22 protein-coding genes are annotated in these 23,532 nt (G+C 53.9%); 16 read left to right on the top strand and 6 right to left on the bottom strand.

The window, feature by feature from the left end:
* The first annotated feature begins 176 nt into the window (after nt 1–176).
* On the top strand, nt 177–1,364 hold the full coding sequence (zigA, locus tag D5398_RS00650; RefSeq protein WP_120505915.1) for a zinc metallochaperone GTPase ZigA: 1,188 nt from the start codon (nt 177–179) through the stop codon (nt 1,362–1,364).
* Nucleotides 1,365–1,585: 221 nt separating this feature from the next.
* Here zigA and pspF read toward each other — a convergent pair whose 3' ends face one another.
* A complete protein-coding gene (gene pspF / locus D5398_RS00645; protein WP_120505914.1) occupies nt 1,586–2,593 on the bottom strand; it encodes a phage shock protein operon transcriptional activator in 1,008 nt (335 codons plus the stop codon).
* Between the two features lie 232 nt (nt 2,594–2,825).
* On the opposite strand from pspF, the gene pspA reads away from it, so the two are divergent.
* From pspA to D5398_RS00615, 6 genes are all read left to right on the top strand, one after another.
* Nucleotides 2,826–3,497, top strand: a complete 672-nt coding sequence (pspA, locus tag D5398_RS00640; protein ID WP_120131882.1) for a phage shock protein PspA — start codon at nt 2,826–2,828, stop codon at nt 3,495–3,497.
* A gap of 89 nt (nt 3,498–3,586) precedes the next feature.
* Nucleotides 3,587–3,814 carry an envelope stress response membrane protein PspB gene (pspB, locus tag D5398_RS00635; RefSeq protein ID WP_013576050.1) on the top strand — a complete coding sequence of 76 codons (228 nt, stop codon included), beginning with the start codon at nt 3,587–3,589 and terminating at the stop codon, nt 3,812–3,814.
* Complete coding sequence (gene pspC / locus D5398_RS00630) at nt 3,814–4,173, top strand: envelope stress response membrane protein PspC (RefSeq protein WP_120505913.1); 360 nt, start codon at nt 3,814–3,816, stop codon at nt 4,171–4,173. Before pspB ends, pspC begins: the two co-directional genes overlap by 1 nt.
* 84 nt (nt 4,174–4,257) lie before the next feature.
* Complete coding sequence (locus tag D5398_RS00625; protein WP_120505912.1) at nt 4,258–4,509, top strand: phage shock protein PspD; 252 nt, start codon at nt 4,258–4,260, stop codon at nt 4,507–4,509.
* The gene (locus D5398_RS00620) at nt 4,484–5,881 is read left to right on the top strand and encodes a YcjX family GTP-binding protein (protein ID WP_120505911.1); all 1,398 of its coding nucleotides are present in this window, start codon (nt 4,484–4,486) and stop codon (nt 5,879–5,881) included. The genes D5398_RS00625 and D5398_RS00620 overlap by 26 nt, the downstream gene beginning before the upstream one ends.
* A complete protein-coding gene (locus tag D5398_RS00615; RefSeq protein WP_120505910.1) occupies nt 5,878–6,945 on the top strand; it encodes a YcjF family protein in 1,068 nt (355 codons plus the stop codon). Before D5398_RS00620 ends, D5398_RS00615 begins: the two co-directional genes overlap by 4 nt.
* An 87-nt stretch (nt 6,946–7,032) precedes the next feature.
* Here D5398_RS00615 and D5398_RS00610 read toward each other — a convergent pair whose 3' ends face one another.
* Nucleotides 7,033–7,224, bottom strand: a complete 192-nt coding sequence (locus D5398_RS00610; protein WP_120131877.1) for a chemotaxis protein — start codon at nt 7,222–7,224, stop codon at nt 7,033–7,035.
* Between the two features lie 424 nt (nt 7,225–7,648).
* On the opposite strand from D5398_RS00610, the gene D5398_RS00605 reads away from it, so the two are divergent.
* The 3 genes from D5398_RS00605 to hemB all read left to right on the top strand — a co-directional run bounded on the left by D5398_RS00605 (nt 7,649) and on the right by hemB (nt 12,208).
* On the top strand, nt 7,649–8,935 hold the full coding sequence (locus D5398_RS00605; RefSeq protein ID WP_120505909.1) for an HlyD family secretion protein: 1,287 nt from the start codon (nt 7,649–7,651) through the stop codon (nt 8,933–8,935).
* Entirely contained in the window at nt 8,922–11,021 is a 2,100-nt protein-coding gene (locus D5398_RS00600) for a peptidase domain-containing ABC transporter (protein WP_120505908.1), read from the top strand. Before D5398_RS00605 ends, D5398_RS00600 begins: the two co-directional genes overlap by 14 nt.
* Before the next feature lie 212 nt (nt 11,022–11,233).
* Nucleotides 11,234–12,208, top strand: coding sequence for a porphobilinogen synthase (gene hemB, locus D5398_RS00595; protein WP_120505907.1), 975 nt, complete (start codon nt 11,234–11,236; stop codon nt 12,206–12,208).
* Between the two features lie 47 nt (nt 12,209–12,255).
* On the opposite strand, the gene D5398_RS00590 is transcribed toward hemB, so the two are convergent.
* The 3 genes from D5398_RS00590 to dalD form a co-directional block, all read right to left on the bottom strand.
* Nucleotides 12,256–13,551 carry an MFS transporter gene (locus D5398_RS00590; RefSeq protein ID WP_208645855.1) on the bottom strand — a complete coding sequence of 432 codons (1,296 nt, stop codon included), beginning with the start codon at nt 13,549–13,551 and terminating at the stop codon, nt 12,256–12,258.
* 91 nt (nt 13,552–13,642) lie between these two features.
* A complete protein-coding gene (gene xylB / locus D5398_RS00585) occupies nt 13,643–15,106 on the bottom strand; it encodes a xylulokinase (protein WP_120505906.1) in 1,464 nt (487 codons plus the stop codon).
* Nucleotides 15,107–15,116: 10 nt separating this feature from the next.
* Nucleotides 15,117–16,514, bottom strand: a complete 1,398-nt coding sequence (gene dalD, locus D5398_RS00580) for a D-arabinitol 4-dehydrogenase (RefSeq protein ID WP_120505905.1) — start codon at nt 16,512–16,514, stop codon at nt 15,117–15,119.
* 206 nt (nt 16,515–16,720) lie between these two features.
* Between dalD and D5398_RS00575 the strand changes: the two genes are divergently transcribed.
* Entirely contained in the window at nt 16,721–17,665 is a 945-nt protein-coding gene (locus D5398_RS00575; protein ID WP_120505904.1) for a sugar-binding transcriptional regulator, read from the top strand.
* 1 nt (nt 17,666) lies between these two features.
* On the opposite strand, the gene D5398_RS00570 is transcribed toward D5398_RS00575, so the two are convergent.
* Entirely contained in the window at nt 17,667–17,882 is a 216-nt protein-coding gene (locus tag D5398_RS00570; protein ID WP_120505903.1) for a YgdI/YgdR family lipoprotein, read from the bottom strand.
* A gap of 455 nt (nt 17,883–18,337) precedes the next feature.
* Between D5398_RS00570 and D5398_RS00565 the strand changes: the two genes are divergently transcribed.
* The 5 genes from D5398_RS00565 to D5398_RS00545 all read left to right on the top strand — a co-directional run bounded on the left by D5398_RS00565 (nt 18,338) and on the right by D5398_RS00545 (nt 23,359).
* Nucleotides 18,338–19,462: a branched-chain amino acid ABC transporter substrate-binding protein gene (locus tag D5398_RS00565; protein ID WP_120505902.1), complete on the top strand. Its 1,125-nt coding sequence runs from the start codon at nt 18,338–18,340 to the stop codon at nt 19,460–19,462.
* Nucleotides 19,463–19,541: 79 nt separating this feature from the next.
* On the top strand, nt 19,542–20,456 hold the full coding sequence (locus D5398_RS00560) for an ABC transporter permease subunit (protein WP_120505901.1): 915 nt from the start codon (nt 19,542–19,544) through the stop codon (nt 20,454–20,456).
* 10 nt (nt 20,457–20,466) lie between these two features.
* Nucleotides 20,467–21,756, top strand: a complete 1,290-nt coding sequence (gene livM, locus D5398_RS00555) for a high-affinity branched-chain amino acid ABC transporter permease LivM (protein ID WP_120505900.1) — start codon at nt 20,467–20,469, stop codon at nt 21,754–21,756.
* The gene (locus D5398_RS00550; protein WP_120505899.1) at nt 21,753–22,646 is read left to right on the top strand and encodes an ABC transporter ATP-binding protein; all 894 of its coding nucleotides are present in this window, start codon (nt 21,753–21,755) and stop codon (nt 22,644–22,646) included. Before livM ends, D5398_RS00550 begins: the two co-directional genes overlap by 4 nt.
* Complete coding sequence (locus D5398_RS00545) at nt 22,643–23,359, top strand: ABC transporter ATP-binding protein (protein ID WP_120505898.1); 717 nt, start codon at nt 22,643–22,645, stop codon at nt 23,357–23,359. The genes D5398_RS00550 and D5398_RS00545 overlap by 4 nt, the downstream gene beginning before the upstream one ends.
* The last annotated feature ends 173 nt before the right edge of the window (nt 23,360–23,532 follow it).

Raw genomic sequence — 23,532 nt, 5'->3', positions numbered from 1 at the left:
GCACAAAACAGCCGACGATCCTGCGGCACTTCGCGCAAAAACTGTCCGTTCGGCCTTCAGTTACGGTGGCTAAAAAATAAAACCCTTGAAATAAGATTGGCGTTGTTATGTTATATTATAACAATAATCGCAGGCGAAGTATTTTTGCCTGCCCGTCATTATCTTCGAGGTTAATTATGTCCTTACTCCCCGTTACCGTACTGTCCGGTTTTCTCGGTGCCGGTAAAACTACCGTTCTTAACCATATTTTGAATAACCGGCAGGGGCTGCGCGTTGCTGTCATCGTCAATGATATGAGTGAGGTGAACATTGATGCCGCACTGGTCGCCAATGAAATCACTCTCGACCGCCAGCAGGAAAAACTGGTGGAAATGAGCAATGGCTGCATCTGCTGCACTCTGAGGGAAGATTTGCTGATTTCTGTGCGCGAACTGGCGCAGGCCGGGCGTTTTGATTATCTGCTGATTGAATCGAGCGGAATTTCGGAACCCTTGCCGGTGGCCGAAACGTTTACGTTTGAAGATGAAAATGGTGAGAGCCTCTCGCAGTTTGCCCGTCTGGATACGCTGGTCACTGTGGTCGATGGCGTCAATTTTATGCAGCAGTATCAGGAAGCGCGGAGCGTGCAGGAAGCGGGTGAAAGTCTGGGTGAGGACGATGCGCGCAGCGTGACGGATTTGCTGATCGACCAGATTGAGTTCTGTAACGTACTTCTGATAAGTAAAACCGATTTGCTCGATTCTCATCAGCAGCGTGAGGTGATTGCGTTGCTGAAAAGCCTCAATCCCGACGCACATATCATCCCGATTTGCCCCGGCAGCCTGCCGGTGGACGCTGTGCTAAATACGCACAGATTTGATTTTACGAAAGCGCAGCAGGCACCAGGCTGGCTGAAAGAGTTACGTGGCGAACACACTCCTGAAACCGAAGAGTATGGCATCAGCAGCTTTGTCTACACGGCGCGCAGGCCGTTCGATCCGGATAAATTTTACCGTGTAGTACACGGCGACTGGGGCGGCGGTACCCTGCTGCGCTCGAAGGGATTCTTCTGGCTGGCAACGCGTCCGCGTTTTGCCGGACAGTGGAGCCAGGCGGGTGGCATTGCGCGTTATGGTATGGCAGGTATTTTCTGGCGTGCGCTGCCGGAAAGCGACTGGCCGCAAGATCAGGAGACACGTGAGCAAATTATGGAAAAATGGGTGGAGCCGTTTGGGGATATGCGTCAGGAGCTGGTGTTTATCGGTCAGCACCTGAATAAAGAAGAGATAATCCGGCGCCTCGATGCATGCCTGTTAAGCGAAGAACAGATGGCAGAAGGTATCGATAACTGGATGGCAATGGCCGATCCCTTCCCGGAATGGTAGCCCTTAAAGACGTTAAGGGTGTTCAATAAGTAGCCATAACGTCATTGTGGTAATGAGAAATATTCTCAACAAAGTACTTTACAGACGATACTGAGAACCATTATCATTCTTTTCACCGGACGAGAGGCGGCCCGCCAGGGACGCAAATCGCGAGGTACGACATTGCTCACATTGCTTCCAGTATTACTTAGCCAGCTCGGGTGCTGGCTTTTTTTTGCCTGTTATTCAGAAGGTTCCTGCGAATTAACCTGAATCCCGTGCTTCTTCAACATCCCGCGTAACTGATGATAAGTCACGTTCAGCAGCTCAGCCGCCTTGCGCTGATTAAACCGCGCCTGCCGCAGAGCCTGTTCGATCAGATTCTTTTCCTGCTCGGTCACCCATTGTTTGAGATCCAGCGGAAGCGTCGGCAGATCCCCATGCTTGCTGATATCAGCCGGTTCCACAGCAGTAGCGCGCTGTGCAAAAGGGTTCAGGATAATCTTATCGAGCGGAAAATCGCTGGTGCCGTGGCGATACATTGAACGTTCCACGACGTTTTTCAGTTCGCGGATATTGCCCGGCCAGCGGTAGGCCAGCAGAGTTTCGCGGGCATATTCCGTAAAGCCGGGGAATAAAGGCAGCGAAAGTTCGCGGCACATCTGAATGGCGAAGTGCTCTGCCAGTAACATGATGTCCTGCTGGCGCTCACGCAGCGGCGGCAGTTGAACGACATCAAATGCCAGACGATCCAGCAGGTCGGCACGAAATTTTCCTTCTGCCGCCAGCAGCGGTAGATCATCGTTCGTCGCACACACCAGCCGTACATCCACCTGCAACGGCTGACTGCCGCCGACGCGCTCAAGGTGCCCGTATTCAATCACGCGCAACAGTTTTTCCTGCACCAGCATTGGTGCCGTCGCCAGTTCATCGAGAAATAAGGTGCCGCCGTCAGCACGTTCAAAGCGTCCGAGATGGCGTTTCTGTGCGCCGGTAAAAGCGCCCGCTTCATGGCCGAACAGCTCGGAATCCAGCAGGTTCTCGTTAAGCGCCGCGCAGTTAAGCGAAATGAACGGCCCCTGCCAGCGGGGAGACAGATAATGCAGACGATGCGCAATCAGTTCTTTACCGCTGCCGCGTTCGCCGGTCACCAGAACGGGTTTGTTCAGTTTCGCCAGCTGCGAGACCTGTTCCAGTACTTCAATGAAGGCATTGGCCTCACCAAGCAAATTATCTGTGTTATCCGTCATTTGGCTTTCCTTGTGTGGTGAAACACACTAACTCTTAGTGAAAATAATCATCTTGAAAAATAAGCATAGCAGATACAAAAATTAAAACTTCAATTTATTCATGAAGATAATGATTTTAAAAAGTTGGCACGGATCCTGATATAGGTTTATCGCAGCGGAATAAAATTTCCTGCTGCTTTAACCGGTAACTGATTGGCCGGAGACTCAACAAAATCAAAGAGGAATTTCGATTATGGGTATTTTTTCTCGCTTCGCTGACATCATTAACGCCAACATTAATACGCTGCTGGATAAAGCGGAAGATCCGCAGAAACTGGTACGTTTGATGATTCAGGAAATGGAAGACACGCTGGTGGAGTTGCGTTCGACTTCTGCCCGTGCGCTGGCAGAAAAGAAACAGCTGATCCGTCGAATCGATCAGGGTGAATCCCAGCAGGCTGAATGGCAGGACAAAGCCGAACTGGCGCTGCGTAAAGATAAAGACGATCTGGCCCGTGCGGCGCTCATCGAAAAGCAAAAACTTTCCGAGCTGGTCACCACACTGAAAAACGAAGTGACCGTGGTAGAAGAAACGCTGGATCGCATGAAGTCAGAAATTGGCGAGCTGGAAAGCAAACTGACCGAGACGCGTGCGCGTCAGCAGGCGCTGACTCTACGCCATCAGGCCGCAGCATCTTCGCGTGACGTTCGTCGTCAGCTCGACAGCGGTAAAATTGATGAAGCGATGGCGCGTTTTGAGCAGTTCGAACGCCGCATCGATCATATGGAAGCAGAAGCAGAAAGCGTCAGCATCGGTAAAAAGAAATCGCTGGATCAGCAATTCGCCGAGCTGAAAGCCGACGATGAAATCAGCGCACAAATCGCTGCCCTGAAAGCTAAAATGAACGGCAATCAGGACGCGTAATGTTTGCCATCAAACCTGCCTGTCCGCAGGCAGGTTGTTGCAGGATAAACGCCGTAACCGGTAATAAAAAAGACTCATAAGGAGATGCAATGAGCTTCCTGTTTTTAGCTATTCCGCTGACTATTTTCGTTTTATTCGTGGCGCCTGTCTGGTTATGGCTTCACTACAGCAATCGCCAGCAAAATGGCAGTCAGCTCAGTCAGCATGAGATGCAAAATCTCACCAGCCTGACTCATGAAGCGCAACGTATGCGCGAACGTATTCAGGCGCTGGAAGAAATTCTCGATGCCGAACATCCGGGCTGGAGGCAATCATAATGGCGACCCGTCTGTCTGAGAAAAAACTCTATCGCGTGCCGGAAGAGGGCGTGGTGAAAGGTGTGCTGGCAGGGCTCGCGCATTATCTGGGCGTACCGGTAAAACTGCTACGCATCATGGCAGTGTTGTCGGTTTTCTTCGGCTTATTCATGTTCACGTTGGTGGCGTACATCATTCTCAGCTACGTGCTGGATCCGGTACCGGCCAGCGAATATGAAGATGAAAATGCACCGTCGCCGCGTAATTTGCTGGAAGAAGCCGATCGCGAACTGAAAGCCAGCGAGCAGCGTTTACGTCAGGTCGAGCGTTACGTCACTTCCGAAACCTTTGGCGTACGCAGCCGTTTCCGCCAGCTTTAATTCTTTACTCACCGTTTTGCCTCTGGCTGCCGGACGTTGCTCCGGCTGCTATTTTCCTTCTCACCTCCCGCTTAAGGAATCTTTATGACCCGTTACCTGAATTCCTCGCTGCCGGGTAAGCGCAGCCTGTTTTCGAAAATACTGAGCATCGCTTTTACGCTGGCGCTCACTTTCGGTCCTGCCGGGCTGGCAGCACGCGTACTGGGTGTGGTGGGAAAAGGGCCACTTCGGTATGTTTTAGCACTATTATTAGAACCGTTATTCAAACGTATTCTTACCGCGCTGTTTGGGCGCTACGCCAGGGAGAGCAATGAAAAGACTACAAAACGAGTTTAATTCACTGATCAATCGCGGCATGGACAGGCATCTGCGGCTGGCTGTCACTGGTTTAAGCCGCAGCGGAAAAACCGCATTTATCACCGCCTTCGTTAACCAGCTTTTACATATGCACAGCGGCGCGCGTTTACCGCTGTTTTCGGCTGCGCGCGAAGAGCGGCTGCTGGGAGTGAAACGTGTTCCTCAGCGTGATCTGGGTGTGTCGCGATTTGCCTATGACGAAGGTCTGGCGGCACTTTACGGCACGCCCCCTGCGTGGCCAACGCCGACCCGTGGCGTCAGTGAAATCCGCCTGGCACTGCGCTACCGTTCCAATGATTCCCTGCTGCGTCACTTTAAGGACACCTCCACGTTGTATCTGGAGATCGTCGATTATCCCGGCGAATGGCTGCTGGATTTGCCGATGCTGGAACAAAATTATCTCGACTGGTCACGCCAGATGGCGGGGCTGTTACAGGGCGATCGTGCCGAATGGGCGAAGCCGTGGCTGGCGCTGTGCGAACAATGCGATCCGCTGGCTCCGGCGGATGAAAATCTGCTGGGCGCGATTGCGCAGGCGTACACCGATTATCTGGTGCGCTGCAAAACCGAAGGACTGCACTTTATTCAGCCGGGGCGTTTTGTTCTGCCAGGAGATATGGCCGGGGCGCCCGCGCTGCAATTCTTCCCGTGGCCGGAGCTGAACCGCTACTCCGATGCGCAGCTGGCGCAGGCGGATAAAAACAGCAATCTGGGAATGCTGCGCGCGCGTTTTGACTATTACTGTCAGCACATCGTGAAAGGTTTTTATAAAGACCACTTTGTGAAATTTGACCGCCAGATTGTGCTGGTCGATTGTTTGCAACCGCTCAACAGTGGACCGCAGGCGTTCAACGATATGCGCCTCGCGCTGACTCAGCTGATGCAGAGTTTCCATTACGGCAAGCGCACGCTGTTCCGCCGCCTGTTTAATCCGTGCATTGATAAACTGATGTTTGCCGCCACCAAAGCCGATCACATTACCGGCGATCAGCATGCCAGTCTGGTGTCGCTGTTGCAGCAACTGGTGCAGGAAGCCTGGCAGAACGCCGCTTTCGAAGGCATCAGCATGGATTGCGCGGGGCTGGCTTCTGTTCAGGCGACAGAAACCGGCATGGTGGAATATCAGGGGCAAAGCTTGCCTGCGCTCAAAGGCCATCGGTTACAGGATGGCGCGCCGCTGACGGTGTTCCCCGGCGAAGTACCGGCGCGTTTGCCGGGACATACGTTCTGGCAAAAACAGGGTTTCCATTTTGACGAGTTTCGTCCACGTGAAATGAGCGTGGACACGCCGTTGCCGCATATCCGCCTGGATGCGGTGATGGAGTTTTTACTGGGAGATAAAATGCGATGAGCGAACCGATAAAACCGCGTATCGATTTTGAAACGGAATTAAAAGCACCGGTCGAACCGGTGATTAAACCGGCGCTGGCCTTTGACGAACAAATTTCAGAACGCTTTATTCCGGTCACCACTGAAACCGATGAACAGCATGAAGAGGGCGAGGCTGAAGCGGTGCTTAACCGCGCGCTGAAGCCCCGCCGCAGTTTGTGGGGAAAGATTGTGCGGCTGGGCGTCGCGGTGCTGGGCATCAGCGTGGTGGCGCAGGGCGTACAATGGGTTCACGAGGCGTGGAGCCAGCAGGACTGGGTAGCGCTGGGTGCCTGCACGGCGGGCGGACTGATCATCCTCGCCGGTGTGGGTTCAGTTGCAACCGAATGGCGACGATTATACCGCCTGCGTCAGCGTGCCGATGAACGTGATGAGGCGCGTGAATTAATGCACAGTCACGGCTTAGGGCAGGGACGGGCGTTTTGCGAAAAACTCGCCGCGCAGGCCGGGCTGGATAACAGTCATCCGGCGTTGCAGCGCTGGCAGGCGTCTTTGCATGAAACGCAGAATGACCGCGAAGTGGTCGAGCTTTACGCCCGCTTAGTTCAGCCGGTGCTAGATGCCCAGGCACGCCGTGAAATCAGCCATTCGGCAGCGGAATCCGCGCTGATGATTGCCGTCAGTCCGCTGGCGCTGGTGGATATGGCTTTTATTGCCTGGCGAAACCTGCGTCTGGTCAACCGCATCGCGGTGCTGTATGGCATTGAACTCGGCTATTACAGTCGTATCCGCCTGTTCCGTCTGGTGTTACTTAACATGGCCTTTGCCGGTGCGTCTGAACTGGTGCGCGAAGTGGGTATGGACTGGATGTCACAGGATCTGGCGGCCCGTCTTTCAGCCCGTGCGGCGCAAGGCATCGGTGCCGGTTTGCTGACCGCGCGTCTTGGCATCAAAACCATGGAGCTTTGTCGCCCGCTGCCGTGGCTGGATGGCGACAAACCGAAGCTGGGTGATTTCCGGGGTGAGCTTATCGGCAAGCTGAAAAACAGCATGGTAAAGAGCGATAAAACCAAATCAGGCGTCTGATATTTCAGTCTTTTAAAACTGCCAATGAAAAAGCCCCCAAATAGACGGGGGCTTGTATTACTCTGATTAACCTTTAAAGACTGAAAACTAGGTTGTCAGATAGTTCTGTGCTTTAGCAAGACCATCGGAAATTTGTGAATACGCCTTGTTCACCGCATTACCGGTGTCACTTACCGCGTCCTGACCAAAGTTTGATAGGCGATCGGCAACTTTATTCACATCTTCCGACCAACCCGCACCATTAACCATTTCAATATCATGTTCTGTTAATTGTTTCATCTTAGGCCTTCCTTTTAATCTGTTAAAGCAAGTCCCCTTAAAAACCGGGGGCGATGAAAACATTGAGTAATGCTATGGAGATAATTTCTACGCAATGTCTTCACGGGGATTAAGCCTAGAACACTGACGGCGGAATTTGACTAGGAATAATCTCCTAAGTGAAATTGCGAATATAACTATTTGTTTTAATGGTTTATTAATAGTTAAGAAAAACTGAGTGATTAATTTTGAGGCTGAAAAATAATCGATTCTGTCTGGCAGTTATTATTGCCAGTATAAAGCGTAAATTAATATTACAACGTGACTGTCTCCGTACGAAAATACCGGCTAGCGATGTTTCAGAGTAATCGCGGTGGCAGGAGGTTTTCAGGCTGCTATCTTTCAAAGATTCTGTTTTACAGCCTGTTTTTCCGGAACAAAAAATATGCTCTTTCGAAAAGAGGTCAATGAACACCAGCAAAACCACTGGACGGGTAAGGCGTTATTACTTGCCGGTTGGCCTGTATGGATTGTGACCTCACTGACCTCTATTTTTCTTATTTCTTTACTGATATTTCTAATCTTCACTAATTACACCCGTCGGATTAATGTCAGCGGTGAAATTATCACTCAGCCGCACAGCATTAATTTGTTCAGCCCCGAACAGGGCGTGATCACTAAACTGTATGTCGATACCGGCAGGCTGGTTAAAAAAGGCCAGCCGCTTTATGAAATTGACGTCAGCCGAGTCACGCAGGCGGGCAATGTCAGCACCACCACGCTCGCCGCCATCAAAAAACAACGCGAGCAAATTGATTCGATTGTCGCTCAGCTTGAGCACAACAAGCAGGAAACGCTGCAAAACCTGCAACAACAGTTAGGGCAATATGAGAAAGCACATCAGGTTTCGCAAAGCATGGTGGATTCCGCGCAGGAAGGGCTGGATGCAATGAAAAAAAGCATGCAGAACTACGGCGCGTATCAGAAGAAAGGTCTCATTAACACTGACCAGCTGAACAATCAGCGTTATCTCTTTTATCAGCAGCAAACCTCATTTCAGAGCCTGAACACTCAGGCGATTCAGGAAGCCTTGCAAATCACCAATCTGCGCAGCGAACTGGTGACGCGCGCCGCCGAGTTTGATAACCAGATTTCACAGTACGGCTACCAGCGTAACGATCTGGAGCGACAGCTGGCGCAGGCCGATGCCAAAGGTTCGCTGCTCATCACCGCCCCGACATCCGGTAAAATCTCTTCGCTGAGCGTCACGCCCGGACAGATGGTTAACGCCGGTGACAGCCTGGCGCAGCTGGTGCCTGCCAGTAATTCCCCGTTCTTCCTCGTTGCCTGGTTGCCCAATGAAAGCGTGCCTTATGTGAAAGCGGGCGAGCATATAAACATCCGCTATGAAGCTTATCCGTTTGAAAAATATGGACAGTTCCCCGGCAAGGTGGAATCGATTTCCTCCGCGCCGGTTTCTGAACAGGAACTCAATTCGTACGCCAGCGCGCCGCGCACGGCCAACGGCACGGTCAGCGGGCCATATTACAAAGTGATTGTTTCACTGGATAAAAAAGCGATGGACTGGCACGGCGAGACGCTGAATTTATCCAGCGGAATGAAAGCCGAATCGACATTATTCCTGGAGAAAAGGCCGCTGTATCAGTGGATGTTGTCTCCGTATTACAGCATGAAGAAAAGCGTGGTGGGGCCAATCAATGAATCTCGATAACGTACGGGAGCTGGCTGACCGCCTGCACTTTAGCTGGCGCCACCGGGTGCCGCAGATTATTCAAACCGAAGCTGCCGAATGCGGGCTGGCCAGTCTGGCGATGGTTTTTGGTTATCACGGTAAACACGTCGATTTGCAGAGTTTGCGCCAGCACTACGGCATTTCCTCGCGCGGTGCGACGCTGCGCACGCTGATGGATATTGCCACGGCGAATGAGATGAAATCCCGCGCCCTGAAACTGGATATCGACGAACTGAATGCGCTGAAAACACCGTGCATTTTGCACTGGGATCTCAACCATTTCGTGGTGCTGGTCGGTGTTAAACAGGGCAAAGTGATTATCCACGATCCGGCATTTGGCCGTCGTTCGCTGGGGATGCGCGAGGTTTCTGAACACTTCACCGGTGTGGCGCTTGAGCTGTGGCCGGACAACGGTTTCACCTCCGAAAGACCGCGGGTGCGGCTGGATCTGCGCAAAATGATGGGTAACGTCAGCGGGCTTATTCCGGCGCTGACCAAAATCTTCTGCCTGTCACTGATGATCGAATCGGTCAACCTGCTGCTGCCGGTGGGGATGCAGCTGGTGATGGACCACGTGATCCCGGCCAAAGACCCGGATTTGCTGACGTTGATTTGTCTTGGTCTGCTGTTCTTCATCATATTCCGAACCGGCGTCAGTATGCTGCGCGCCTGGACGTCACTGGTGATGAGTACGTTGATTGACGTGCAGTGGAAAGCGCGGCTGTTTGATCATCTGATGAAACTGCCACTCGACTACTTTGAGAAGCGCAAACTCGGCGACATTCAGTCGCGCTTTAGCTCGCTCGACACGCTGCGCACCACGCTCACCACCAACGTGGTCAACAGTATTATCGACGGCATTATGTCGGTCGGCCTGATCGTGATGATGGTGTTATACGGCGGCTGGCTGATTTGGGTGATCCTCGGTTTTACGGCGATTTATGTCGTATTCCGTCTGACGACCTACAACGCGTACCGTCAGGTGTCGGAAGAACAAATCGTCAAAGGCGCGCGCGCCGGTTCGCACTTTATGGAAACGCTGTACGGCATCAGCACGCTGAAAGCGCTCGGTTTATCGAAAGCCCGCGCCAACTTCTGGCTGAATCTGAACATTGATAACGCCAATGCCACGGTGCGTAAAACCAAGTTTGAAATGATGTTTACCGGCGGCAATACGCTGATTGCCACGCTCGATCAGGTGGCACTGCTGTGGCTTGGCGCGTCGCAGGTGATTGACGGTCATATGACGCTCGGGATGTTCGTGGCATTTAACACCTATCGCGGGCAATTCTCCGAACGTGCGGCCAATCTGCTGAATATGGTGTTACAGCTGCGGATGCTTTCCCTGCATCGCGACCGTATCGCCGATATCGCACTGACTGACACCGAAAAATCGTTGCCGGAACGTGAACTGCTGCGGGCGGGCGAAGCGGCCTCCCTGGATGTGCGGGATCTGGTTTTCCAGTACGACAGCCTTTCTGCGCCGCTGATCAACGGGCTGAACCTGTCGGTGGCGGCGGGTGAAAGTGTGGCGATCACCGGTCCGTCGGGGCAGGGCAAAACCACGCTGATGAAAATCATGACCGGTTTGCTGACACCCACCGGGGGACGCATTCTGATTAACGGGATGGATATCACCACCGCCGGACTGAACAATTACCGCAGCTGTATTGCCTGTGTATTGCAGGATGATACGTTGTTCGCCGGGTCGATCGCCGAGAACATCGCCAGCTTCGATGAGCAGAAAGATGAAGCGAGGATTATCGAATGTGCCCGCCGCTGTAATATTCATGAGGACATCGAACGCATGCCGATGGGCTATGAAACGCTGATAAGCGAACTCGGCGGCAGTTTGTCCGGCGGGCAGAAACAGCGGTTGCTCATTGCCCGCGCGTTATACCGTCGTCCGGCGATTTTATTCCTCGACGAAGCTACCAGCCATCTGGATCTGGACAACGAAATGCGCATTAATCAGGCTATCGCCGAACTGGATATCACACGGATATTTATTGCTCACAGACCGTCAACCATTGCCTCAGCTGACAGAGAAATTAAGCTGGGATAGTGTACTTCAGGCGGTCCCGATGCCGGGAACGCCTGACCAAAATTGCGCCCTCTGTTACATCTCCTCACGGAAAGTTCATCATTTGTTTAAAAGTTATTATAAAATGCAGGCTTCATCGTCTGACGGCGCTGCATTGCCTCCTGCCGTCTGAACTGTCTGCACTCCTGTTTCTTAAAAATTTCAGTGCAACAGATTAATTTTTAGGAGTTTTCATGTCGAATCAGTTCCCGAGCTCACGCCTTCGCCGCCTGAGACAGTCCGAATCCCTGCGCACTCTTTTTCAGGAAACTGAATTTAGCGTCAATGATCTGGTACTGCCGATTTTCGTAGAGGAAGAGACCTCTGAATATGTACCGATCGAAGCTATGCCTGGTGTGCAGCGCATTCCAGAATCCCGCCTGGCGTTTGAAATCGAACGTTACGCCCGCGCCGGTATTCGCTCGGTCATGACGTTTGGTATTTCACATCATATGGATGCCACCGGCAGCGACACCTGGAACGAAAATGGTCTGGTTGCGCGTATGGCGCGGATCTGTAAAGACACCGTGCCGGAAATGATTGTGATGTCCGACACCTGTTTCTGCGAATACACCTCCCACGGGCATTGCGGCGTACTGCATGACCACGGCGTGGATAACGACGCTACGCTGATCAATCTTGGCAGGCAGGCTGTGGTTGCCGCAGCCGCCGGTGCAGATTTCATCGCACCCTCAGCCGCGCAGGACGGTCAGGTACAGGCCATCCGCAGTGCGCTGGATGAAGCCGGTTTCATCGATACTTCGATCATGGCGTATTCCACCAAGTTCGCGTCCTCAATGTACGGTCCTTTCCGCGAAGCGGGCGGCAGCGTATTGAAAGGCAACCGCAAGCAATACCAGATGAACCCGATGAACCGCCGCGAAGCCGTGCGTGAGTCGCTGATGGATGAGCAGGAAGGTGCCGACGCGCTGATGGTGAAACCAGCGGGCGCGTATCTGGATGTGATCCGCGATATCCGCGAAGCCTCTCGTCTGCCACTGGCGGCGTATCAGGTCAGCGGCGAATACGCGATGATCAAGTTTGCGGCACAGGCCGGTGCTATCGATGAACGCGCCGTGGTACGTGAAAGCCTGGGCGCGATTAAACGTGCGGGCGCAGATATTATCCTGACGTACTTTGCCATGGATATCGCTGAAAACGGGCTGTGATCTCCGCTGATGCTGCAAACGAAAAACCGGGCTTTCGCCCGGTTTTTTTATGTCCTCGCGGCAGTACCGGCAGGCAGTCTTTCGCTTCTGACTTTAAAAGGGTGGCCAGGCTGTTCTACTTTCACCATGACCGTCAGCACGGCGGCGACCAGATACAACGCGGTATACGCCCAGACGACGCCCACGATGTCGAAGAACGGCAGTACAATGGAAGCAATGGCCGGTGCGACAAAATTACTGAGACCTGCTGAAAGGTTATAAATCGATATTGCCGCGCCTTTATGGTTGGGTTCCAGCACCGGGAAGACGGCCGTCATCGGCACAAAAGCGGCGACGGTGATGCCGAGCATAATGGCCGGGATCAGCGCGACCCAGAAGTTATGTCCTGCCCACACCGGCAGATAATAAAATGCCAGGCTGGAGATCGCACAGCCGATACACCCAAACCAGCGCACCTGCCGCAGCCAGCCAATCTTCTCGCCTAATACGCCCCACATTACGTTGGTAAAAATCGTCACGAAGAAGAATACTGCCCAGATTTGCAGCCATTCCGACATCGTGAATCCCAACCGTCCGACAAACAGCATCGGCATAATGACCGCAAAGCCGAACAGCGAAATCGTATTAATAATGCGGATCAGGCAGGACAAGAAAATATTGCGGTTAGTGAACAAAATCGTCACGGCGCGGCTCAGTTCGCCGAGTTTTTCTTTTGGCGTTAAGCTGGCTTTGCTGCTGGGTTTTCCGACTTTACGCAGCAGCGTCATCGCCATCACCCCACCTGCGACTACCCACGCAATCGCAAACCACAATGTGCCGGTTTCACCCATAAAAGGAATGGTGAAACTGGGCAGATAGCTGCCGATACAACCGATACCAATTGAGTACATGGCCCAGAACCAGCCCATCGCCGAGGACAGATTTTGCTTCGGCACGGTCTGAACTACCAGCATCACAAACGAGTAGATAAACAGAGGATACGCCAGCCCGCGGATACCATAGAAAAGCAGCATCAGCGGATAGTTTTTCATACCCAGACCGAACAGCATAAACAGCACATGCATCACTACCCACAGGATAAAACCAATGCGCATGGCTTTTTGCGGGGTGATGATTTCCGCCACCACGCCGGAGCTCCACGCCGCCAGCGCGGCCGCCAGACCGTATACCGTAAAGACCACGGCAGACTCTGAGGCGGTGAATCCCATATCGATAATATGTTTGGAGAGGAAAGCCATTTCGAAGCCGTCGCCGCTCATGAAAAGCGCAATGGCGATGTAGCCCCAGAACAGATTCATCGGCAGGCCGAACCAGTGGGTGCGCGGTTTTTGTATATCGTGCATGTCAGACTCCTCTGCGAAAGGTTTCGCAGTTGGTGATGTTGTAGAGGACAGAGGCGGGGCGCTCAGGCGCCCTCGGGTGTTATTTCAATCTTCAGGCAGAGCGCAGAGCGACCTGCTGCTGATAGAGCTGGCGGTAGGTTTTCAGGCGCTCAGTGAGCATGTCGCGGGTTTCGGCGTCGGGGTGAAAATGCTGCGCCACCGGCGGCTTGCTGCACACTTCGCGAAAGTCTCCGCCCGCTGCCAGCCAGCCCAGACGAGCAGCGCCCAGTGCGCCACCTGCCTCGCCGCCACTGTGGGTGACGACCGGCAGATTCAGCGCGTCACTCATCAGTTGCGCCCAGCGGTCACTGCGCGCACCGCCGCCCACCAGCGAGCATTGCTGTAGTTGCGTTCCGGCCTGCTGCATCACATCGCACCCGTCGGCCATGCCGAATGCCACACCTTCCAGCACGGCATAACCTAAGGCCGCGCGATCGGTGGTATGGGTCATGCCATGAAATGCGCCGGTGGCATAAGGATCGTTATGCGGCGTGCGTTCGCCGGAAAGATAAGGCAGGAACAGCGGTGCCTGGCGCTGCTGCGAGGGATTAAGTTGGGCGATTTCTGCCAGCAGGGTGGTTTCATTGCTGCCCACCAGATTGCAATACCAGCGCAGCGCACTGGCGGCGGTCAGCATCACGCTCATCTGGTGCCAGCGGTCCGGCAGGGCGTGGCAGAATGCATGAACCGCCGATTGCGGGTTAGGGCGGAAGCGGTCATTGACCGCAAACAGCACGCCGGAAGTGCCCAGAGAGATAAAGGCATCCCCCGGATCTACCGCACCAATACCGACAGCGCTGGCGGCGTTATCTCCGCCACCTCCGGCGATCACCACGTTGTCGCGTAAGCCCCACGCGCGGGCGATATCATTTTTCAGCGTAGCGCTGACTTCACTGCCTTCCGCCAGACGTGGCATATGATCCCGCGTCAGGCCGCAGGCAGCGAGCAGATTATCCGACCAGTCACGTTTTGCGACATCCAGCCACAGAGTGCCCGCCGCATCTGACATGTCCGAGACTTTTTCTCCGCTCATCATCCAGCGCAGATAATCTTTAGGCAGCAGAACTGTCGCCGTTTGTTCAAATATCTCCGGTTCGTGGCGCGCCACCCACAGAAGTTTCGGCGCGGTAAAGCCAGGCATGGCCAGATTTCCGGCCACCCGATGAAGCTCAGGCGCGCTTTGCGTCAGCTGCACGCACTCCGCCGCGCTGCGGGTGTCGTTCCACAAAATAGCCGGACGCAAAACCCGCCCCTCGCGGCTGAGTAATACCGCACCATGCATCTGCCCGGATAAACCGATGGCACAAACCTCTGCCCATTGCTGTGGCAGCTTGTTGCGCAGACGGGAAATCACCCGCTGCGTGGCCAGCCACCAGTCCTGAGGATCCTGCTCTGCATGATGCGGATGCGGACGGCTCACCTCGAGCGGTTCACCGGCGCTGGCCAGCAAACGGCCCTGACCATCAATCACCACGGCTTTGATTTCCGACGTCCCTAAATCCAGTCCGAGATACATACGTTGCTCCTCAGGCGCGTTTTGCGTCATTCAGCCAGTGATGAACACGCTCAACGGACTGGCGCATCAGGTCGGTAAAGGCAATATTGCCCGCCAGCCCGGCAAACAGCTTTTCATCGGCGGCAAATTTCGCCACAGGATCTGCGCTGCTGAACAGGGCATGCACCGCGGGCGCATCAAGAATGCCGTCCTGATACTCGTAAGGCAGAAGGCCGAGATGCCATTGCTGCATGTAAACAAAAAACAGGGCGGGCAGCATGGCGGTCGCCCCTGGTGTCTGGCCGCGCTGATAGCATTCCTGCAAAGTCGGCGTAATGAATCCCGGAATTTTGGAGAAACCGTCGGCGGCAACGCGCTGATTGGTGTCCTGAATATGCGGATTACTGAAACGCTCAAGCACCACGTCGCGATAGTGCGCCAGATCTAACGGGCTTGGCATCAGGGATGGGATCACATCTTCGGTCACATAGTCATAAGCCATCTGGCAGATGGAGGCTGTGCGGGTACTTTCATCAATAAAGCGCTGACCAATAAGCGTACCCGCCCAGGCGATGCAGCTGTGACTGGCGTTGAGAATGCGGATTTTGGCTTCTTCATACGGCAGAACAGACTCCACCATTTCGACGCCGACCTCTTCAAATTGCGGGCGACCGGCGATGAAATCATCCTCAATAACCCACTGAATAAACGCTTCGCCCATCACCGGCGTGCGGTCTTTAAATCCGGTTGCCTGTTCCACACGAACGGCCACTTCCGGGGAAGGGCGCGGCGTAATGCGATCAACCATCGTGTTCGGGCTGCGGGTGTGATTTTTCACCCAGTCGCTGATTTCGTGCTGCTGACGCAGCGCCAGAAATTGCAGCAGACCGTGGCGGAAGCGCTCACCGTTATGACGCAGATTGTCGCAGTTCAGCAAAGTGACATCGCCGCCGTGAAGCGCAATTCGTCGCGCCAGAATATGGCTGATGGCGCCGTAAATCGTGCGACATCCGCCCTGAATATCGGCCTGAACATCAGTGTTTTGCTGATCAAGATTGAACTGGTTATCGAGGTAGTAACCGCCTTCCGTCACCGTAAAGGAAATCACTTTGGTCTGCGGATCCGCGCCCTGTGCTACCAGCGCCGCCAGTTCGTTATCCCACGGAATGATTTTCTGAATCGACGTGATAGTTTCGTATTCACGTTCGCCTTGCGGAGTGACCGTTTCCAGCACGTATTTGCCGTTCTGCGCCTGTAGCGCATTCAGCACAGGGACGCCATCTTCACGGATATTCCCCAATGCGATAGACCAGCTGTTATCGCCTTTAACCAGCAACCGGTGCAGATACCATGCCTGATGGGCACGGTGGAAAGATCCACTGCCGATATGCAGCCAGACGGACGATTCAGAGTGGTGAGCGTTTTTCATCGGATTCTCCAAATGGTAAAAATCATTGTTTTGGGCATAAGCTCTTTATTTGGGCTTTTGCTCGCTGGTGATTAATTTAATGGAATATTTGCCCGTTAAACGGGCTTTGGCTCACAAATTTCACGGCAGGCCGAATTTAGCGATCACGGGAGGGGGCGAAAACCGATAAAATCCGCTCAATGAAATCAGCGGGACGGAATGTGCGCATGAGTAAGAACGATAAGAAACTGGATCTGGCGGCGCGTGCGGCGTGGATGTATTACGTCGCCGGGCAAACCCAAAATGAAATCGCCGAGGCCTTAGGGGTTTCGCGACAGGTTGCTCAGCGGCTGGTCGCCAGCGCGATTGATAACGGGCTGGTCAGCGTCCACATCTCTCATTCGGTCGGGCGCTGTATGGAGCTGGCGTCGCAATTACAAAAACGCTTCGGGCTGGGAATTTGTCAGGTGGTGCCGGGACAGGGAATGACGCCGACGGGCATCAGTCATGCTATTGCAGTGGCTGGCGCAGAAGTGATGACGCAATTTATCCGCAGCGAAGAACCGATGATTATCGGCGTGGGCTCAGGGCGCAGCCTGAAAGCGGCAATCGACGAACTGGCCGATATTGAAAGGCCACAGCACAGCAGTGTTTCGCTCATTGGCGCGATTGCTTCGGACGGGTCCTGTACCCGCTACGACGTACCGCTGCTGATGGCGCAAAAAACTCAGGGACGTTATTTCATCCTGCCCGCGCCACTGTTTGCCGACGGTGAAGAGGATCGCGCCATGTGGTGTAATCACCGTATTTACCGCACCGTCAGCGAGAAGGCCAGTCAGGCCAATGTGACCTTTATCGGTATCGGCACCATTGAACCAGGCTGTCCGCTGCACAAAGACGGATTTATCAGTCTTGAGGACGTGGAAACGCTGACGAAAAACGGAGCCGTCGGGGAAGTGCTGGGACATTTTATTGGGCAGGACGGACAGCGTATCGACAGTGCGCTGAATTCACGGCTGACCAGTGTGGGGCCGCATCCGCATGATAACCAGCCAGTGATCGCGCTGGCCGGGGGGGCAGATAAACAAGTTGCCCTCCGCGCCGCCCTCGAAGGCCGCTGGATCAACGGCCTGGTGACCGACGAGGGTTGTGCTCAGGAACTGCTGTCGTAACCTACTTCTTCACAATCCCGGCAATATCATTGGTATTCATCAGATGGTAATCACCGTCCATGTCGGTGTAGCTGGTCATGCCGGTATCGCGGTCACGCTCGGGTTCGCCGTGGGCGAAAAGCTGATCACCGGCTTTGGTATTGATCACATAATCACCGGCGCAACCCGTTAAACCCAGAGCCAGCACCATTATCGTCACGCAGGATAATTTCTTCATTGTTCAGTAGTTTCCCGTTGCAATCATCTGCCCGCATTACAAAACAACCCGCCGCAAGAAGCAAAGAAAAAAATATAACAACAGGTTATCTGCCCGGATCTTCGCGTTGCATTTTGGTGCAGGGCGTTCCGGCATCGTCATTTTCCTATTATTTTCAGCACCAGCGCGGTGCGATGTGATCCCGTCGTTGTTTCTGCGAGTTCCCCGTAACGCCTGACTGGCGCTATCTATACTCACATAACCGTAACAATCACAGACGTCGGGTAACACTGGCAGATATTTTGCTTATGTTTCTTACCTTTGATGTTGTCCGCCGCGGTGGACAAACGGGATCTTCCCTCCATTGGCTTGTGCTTTAAATTTCAGATTTTCAGATTACGACTTTGCGTTGGTGTTTTTGCTACATGCGTTGCCCATAACCCGTTTGCATAAACTCAGTCCTAAGGATCATGATGATGTCGATGAAATTTATGAAAAGTCCTCTCTCTCTTTTACTGGCAGGTTGTCTGGTTACTGCGTTTTCCGCGCGTGCGGATATTGTGATTGGCGTGGCAGGTCCGTTCACCGGTCCGAACGCCACCTATGGTGATCAGTACTGGCATGGCGCGACTCAGGCCGCCGAAGACATTAATGCCGCTGGCGGGATTAATGGCGAAAAAATCAAACTGGTACAGGGTGATGATGCCTGCGAACCAAAACAGGCGGTCGCCGTTGCTAACCGGTTGGTGGATCAGGATAAAGTGCAGGCAGTAGTCGGACACTTCTGCTCATCTTCCACCATGCCTGCTTCCGAGGTGTATAACGACGCAGGAATAATCGCTATCACGCCGGGGTCAACTAACCCGCAAATCACCGAGCGCGGGATGAGCGACATGTTCCGTATGTGCGGACGTGATGACCAGCAGGGACTGGTGGCCAGTGATTACATCATCGATAAGCTGAAAGCCAAAAAAGTGGTCATCATCCACGACAAAGACACTTACGGGCAGGGGCTGGCGGATGCGACTAAAGCCGCTCTAAATAAACGTGGTGTAAAAGAGGTGATGTATGAAGGCTTATCGCGCGGCGAAAAAGACTTTAACGCACTGGTCACTAAAATCAGTGCGCAAAAACCTGACGTGGTGTTCTTCGGCGGCTGCCATCCGGAAGCCGGTCCGTTAGTCCGCCAGATGCGTGAGCAGGGCGTTCAGGCGACCTTCTTCTCCGGTGACTGTATCGTGAACGAAGAAATGGTCACTGCCGCAGGCGGACCGCAATATACCAACGGCATCCTGATGACCTTCGGTAAAGACCCGCGTCTGATCCCGGAAGGCAAAGCCGTTATCGACAAATTCCGCGCCAACAAATTCGAGCCGGAAGGTTACACCCTCTATTCCTACGCTTCCGTACAGGCTATTGCTGCCGCATTCAAAGCGACCGGCGGCAGTGACTCCGCTAAAGCCAGCGCCTGGCTCAAAGCCAACAGCGTCGATACCGTCATGGGTAAAAAATCCTGGGACAGCAAAGGCGACCTGAAAGTCTCGGATTACGTGGTTTATAAGTGGGATGACAAAGGAAAGTATCAGGAAGTTAAGGAATAAATCATTCTGATTTGCCAGTTCTAATCTGTGTCAGACCGCGCGCTCAGCAGGCGCGGTCACAAAAAGAGACTGCGTATTTATGGATTCATTCTTCCTGCAACAACTGTTTAATGGCATTACGCTCGGTGCTGTCTACGGTCTCATCGCCATCGGCTACACCATGGTTTACGGCATCATCGGCATGATCAACTTCGCGCATGGCGAGGTGTATATGATTTCTGCCTACCTTTGCGCCATCGCGCTGGCGCTGCTTTCCTTCTTCGGACTGCACTCTTTTCCTCTGCTGATCCTCGGCACGCTGATATTCACCATTGTGGTAACCGGCGTTTATGGCTGGGCGATTGAGCGCATTGCCTACAAACCGCTGCGCAACTCTACCCGCCTTGCACCGCTGATTTCAGCCATCGGGATGTCGCTGATTTTGCAGAACTACGCGCAGATCAGCCAGGGGCCGCGACAGCAGGGGATCCCGACCATGATGGATGGGGCCATCCGGTTCCATATCGGCGAAAGCTTTGTCCAGATGACCTATACCAAACTGTTTATTCTGGTGGCGTCCCTGGTCGGAATGCTGGTTTTATCCTGGATTATCAGCAACACACGGCTCGGACGCATGTGTCGTGCGGTACAGCAGGACAGAAAAATGGCCTCGATCCTCGGCATCAACACTGACCGCATTATCTCGCTGGTCTTTATGATTGGCGCGGCGATGGCGGGGCTGGCAGGCGTTCTGGTCACCATGAATTACGGCACCTTTGATTTTTATGCCGGATTTATTATCGGCATCAAGGCTTTTACCGCAGCGGTACTCGGCGGGATTGGCTCCTTACCGGGCGCGATGCTCGGCGGGCTGATTTTAGGCATCGCCGAAGCGCAGTTCTCGGGCATGGTGAACTCCGATTACAAAGACGTGTTCTCTTTTGGATTGCTGGTGGTGATCCTCATTTTCCGCCCTCAGGGCCTGCTCGGCCGTCCGGTCGTGACGAAAGTGTGAGGGAAATAAAATGACGACACAAACTGCTGTGAGCGGCGGGTTTTCGCTGAAACGCTGCCTGCTGGATGCCATTTTCGCCGGACTGGTGGCGCTGATAATTTTCGGGCCGGTAGTCGGCGTGGTGCTGGACGGTTATAGCTTTAACTTTCATTCCCAGCGGCTGATCTGGATCATCGCCGCCGTGATGCTCGGGCGTTTTTTGTTGAGCGCCTTTCTGGAAACCGCTGCCGGGCAGAAAATGCGTGCGCGATTTGAGTCGGACAGCGCGGGAGTCTACGTGCGTCCGCCGGATCACAAAAGCAATCTGCGCTGGATATTGCCGCTGCTTATTGTGCTGGCAATTTTCTTCCCCTTCGTCGCCACCAAATACATTCTGACCGTCGCTATTCTCGGGCTGATTTACGTACTGCTCGGCCTCGGGCTGAATATTGTGGTCGGTCTGGCCGGGCTTTTGGATCTGGGATATGTCGCCTTTTATGCCATAGGTGCTTACGGGCTGGCGCTGGGGTATCAGTATCTCGGCCTCGGATTCTGGTCGATGTTGCCGCTGGCCGCTCTGATGGCGGCGCTGGCGGGCGCTCTGCTGGGCTTTCCGGTACTGCGCATGCACGGCGATTATCTGGCGATTGTGACGCTCGGATTTGGTGAAATCATCCGTCTGGTGCTGACCAACTGGTTGTCATTTACCGGCGGTCCCAACGGCGTTTCCGCGCCGCCACCGACGTTTTTCGGGCTGGAGTTTGGCCGGCGGGCGAAAGAGGGTGGCATACCATTCCACGAGTTTTTCCATCTGACTTACAATCCGAACATGAAGTTTATTTTCATCTACGCGGTGCTGGTTCTGGTGGTATTGCTGGTGCTGTTCATCAAACACCGCCTGACCCGCATGCCGATTGGCCGCGCGTGGGAAGCGCTGCGCGAAGATGAAATCGCCTGCCGCGCAATGGGGCTCAATCACGTTCTGGTCAAGCTGTCGGCGTTTACGCTTGGCGCTTCCACCGCCGGTATCGCGGGGGTGTTTTTCGCCACCTACCAGGGCTTCGTCAATCCGACATCCTTCACCTTTTTCGAATCAGCGCTGATCCTCGCCATCGTGGTGCTGGGCGGAATGGGATCGACCATCGGCGTGGTGCTGGCAGCGTTTGTACTGACCGTCGCGCCGGAACTGCTGCGCAGCTTTGCAGAATACCGCGTGCTGTTGTTCGGCGTGCTAATGGTCGTGATGATGATTTGGCGACCGCGCGGGTTAATCCGCATCAGCCGTAGCGGGTTTGTCGTGCGTAAAGGAGTCGCGCCATGAGCGAAGCGTTAGCGGATAACAATATTCTGAGCGTCGAGCATTTGCGTATGCATTTCGGCGGCATTAAGGCGCTGAATGATGTGAATCTGGTGGTCAAGCGCGGCTCGATCACGGCACTGATCGGCCCTAACGGGGCGGGTAAAACCACGGTATTTAACTGCCTGACCGGTTTCTATAAAGCCTCCGGCGGCAATATTTTGCTCAATACCCGCAGGCGTACCACGAATGTGATTCAGGTGCTCGGGCAGAAATTCCAGCCGGATGACTGGATTAAGCCTGCACAGCTGGGTCAGCGGATTTTCTACAAAATGTTTGGTGGCACGCATCTGGTGAACCGCGCCGGGCTGGCGCGTACTTTCCAGAATATCCGCCTGTTTCGTGAGATGTCGGTGATTGAAAACCTGCTGGTTGCTCAGCACATGCAAACCAACCGTAACCTGATCGCCGGTGTGCTGAATACGCCAGCCTATCGTCGTGCAGAAGATCAGGCGCTGGACCGGGCATTTTACTGGCTGGAAGTGGTGGAGCTGGTCGATTGCGCCAACCGGCTGGCGGGAGAAATGTCTTACGGTCAGCAACGGCGGCTGGAGATCGCCCGCGCCATGTGTACCGCGCCGGAGATGATTTGTCTCGACGAACCGGCCGCCGGGCTCAATCCGGTAGAAACGCGGACGCTGAGCAAAATCATCCGTTTTCTGCGTGATCACCACGACATTACCGTGCTGCTGATTGAGCATGACATGGGCATGGTGATGGAGATTTCCGACCACATTATCGTGCTCGATCACGGCGATGTCATTGCCGAAGGTTTACCGCAGGCTATTCAAAATGATGAGAAAGTCATTGCCGCCTATCTTGGTGCTGATGAAGACGACGAGGTCAGCTTATGAGTGACGCGATGCTGGAATTTCGTGATGTGAATGTCTATTACGGGGCGATTCAGGCGTTACAGCAGGTCTCTTTGCAGGTAAATCAGGGCGAAACGGTGGCGCTGATTGGCGCGAACGGTGCCGGAAAATCCACGCTGCTGATGTCAATTTTTGGTCAGCCGCGCGTGCAGAGCGGGCAGATTCTGTTTCGCGGCGAAGATATCAGCCGTAAATCCACGCACTTTGTGGCTTCGGCGGGCATTGCGCAGTCGCCGGAAGGGCGGCGGGTTTTCCCGGATATGACTGTCGAAGAAAACCTGCTGATGGGCACCATTCCTATTGGCAATAAATATGCTCCGGAAGACCTGCAAACCATGTTTGATTTGTTTCCGCGTCTTAAAGAGCGGCGCAAACAGCGGGCGATGACCATGTCCGGCGGTGAGCAGCAAATGCTGGCGATTGCCCGTGCGCTGATGAGCCGCCCCAAACTGCTGTTGCTCGACGAACCCAGTCTGGGACTGGCACCCATCATCGTAAAACAGATTTTCCAGACACTGCGCGAACTGGCTCAAAGTGGTATGACAATCTTTCTGGTCGAGCAAAATGCGCATCACGCGCTGAAGCTTTCCGACCGGGGTTACGTCATGGTCAACGGGCAGATACGTCTCAGCGGCAGCGGGGAAGAGTTGTTAGGAAATCAGGAGGTGCGTAAAGCCTACTTAGGCGGAATCTGATTTTTGCTTCTTTAAGCCCGTAATACCGTGTGTTGCGGGCTTCTCCACAAATTTCTTTCTCAATTTTGCATCTCCCTCCACATTTCGCTCATACTATTCCGCTATCATGCAATTCTTACCGAAAAGTGACGGTGCTGTTAAAGTTCTGCGTTATCATCCGGCATTAACCGTCA

It is taken from the genome of Rahnella bruchi (genome assembly GCF_003614975.1).
Taxonomy (GTDB): domain Bacteria; phylum Pseudomonadota; class Gammaproteobacteria; order Enterobacterales; family Enterobacteriaceae; genus Rahnella; species Rahnella bruchi.
The sequence above is the reverse complement of the archived record's forward strand: the minus strand, read 5'-3'. Positions and strand labels throughout refer to the sequence as shown.

Excerpts from the sequence above, each read along its gene's own strand:
- D5398_RS00575 (WP_120505904.1), top strand. The coding sequence starts at position 16,721 with ATGAGTAAGAACGATAAGAAACTGGATCTGGCGGCGCGTGCGGCGTGG.
- D5398_RS00610 (WP_120131877.1), bottom strand. The coding sequence starts at position 7,224 with ATGAAACAATTAACAGAACATGATATTGAAATGGTTAATGGTGCGGGT.
- D5398_RS00545 (WP_120505898.1), top strand. The coding sequence starts at position 22,643 with ATGAGTGACGCGATGCTGGAATTTCGTGATGTGAATGTCTATTACGGG.
- pspA (WP_120131882.1), top strand. The coding sequence starts at position 2,826 with ATGGGTATTTTTTCTCGCTTCGCTGACATCATTAACGCCAACATTAAT.
- D5398_RS00620 (WP_120505911.1), top strand. The coding sequence starts at position 4,484 with ATGAAAAGACTACAAAACGAGTTTAATTCACTGATCAATCGCGGCATG.
- livM (WP_120505900.1), top strand. The coding sequence starts at position 20,467 with ATGACGACACAAACTGCTGTGAGCGGCGGGTTTTCGCTGAAACGCTGC.
- xylB (WP_120505906.1), bottom strand. The coding sequence starts at position 15,106 with ATGTATCTCGGACTGGATTTAGGGACGTCGGAAATCAAAGCCGTGGTG.
- pspC (WP_120505913.1), top strand. The coding sequence starts at position 3,814 with ATGGCGACCCGTCTGTCTGAGAAAAAACTCTATCGCGTGCCGGAAGAG.
- D5398_RS00590 (WP_208645855.1), bottom strand. The coding sequence starts at position 13,551 with ATGCACGATATACAAAAACCGCGCACCCACTGGTTCGGCCTGCCGATG.
- dalD (WP_120505905.1), bottom strand. The coding sequence starts at position 16,514 with ATGAAAAACGCTCACCACTCTGAATCGTCCGTCTGGCTGCATATCGGC.
- pspB (WP_013576050.1), top strand. The coding sequence starts at position 3,587 with ATGAGCTTCCTGTTTTTAGCTATTCCGCTGACTATTTTCGTTTTATTC.
- pspF (WP_120505914.1), bottom strand. The coding sequence starts at position 2,593 with ATGACGGATAACACAGATAATTTGCTTGGTGAGGCCAATGCCTTCATT.
- D5398_RS00565 (WP_120505902.1), top strand. The coding sequence starts at position 18,338 with ATGTCGATGAAATTTATGAAAAGTCCTCTCTCTCTTTTACTGGCAGGT.
- hemB (WP_120505907.1), top strand. The coding sequence starts at position 11,234 with ATGTCGAATCAGTTCCCGAGCTCACGCCTTCGCCGCCTGAGACAGTCC.
- D5398_RS00560 (WP_120505901.1), top strand. The coding sequence starts at position 19,542 with ATGGATTCATTCTTCCTGCAACAACTGTTTAATGGCATTACGCTCGGT.
- D5398_RS00605 (WP_120505909.1), top strand. The coding sequence starts at position 7,649 with ATGCTCTTTCGAAAAGAGGTCAATGAACACCAGCAAAACCACTGGACG.
- D5398_RS00570 (WP_120505903.1), bottom strand. The coding sequence starts at position 17,882 with ATGAAGAAATTATCCTGCGTGACGATAATGGTGCTGGCTCTGGGTTTA.
- zigA (WP_120505915.1), top strand. The coding sequence starts at position 177 with ATGTCCTTACTCCCCGTTACCGTACTGTCCGGTTTTCTCGGTGCCGGT.
- D5398_RS00615 (WP_120505910.1), top strand. The coding sequence starts at position 5,878 with ATGAGCGAACCGATAAAACCGCGTATCGATTTTGAAACGGAATTAAAA.
- D5398_RS00600 (WP_120505908.1), top strand. The coding sequence starts at position 8,922 with ATGAATCTCGATAACGTACGGGAGCTGGCTGACCGCCTGCACTTTAGC.
- D5398_RS00625 (WP_120505912.1), top strand. The coding sequence starts at position 4,258 with ATGACCCGTTACCTGAATTCCTCGCTGCCGGGTAAGCGCAGCCTGTTT.
- D5398_RS00550 (WP_120505899.1), top strand. The coding sequence starts at position 21,753 with ATGAGCGAAGCGTTAGCGGATAACAATATTCTGAGCGTCGAGCATTTG.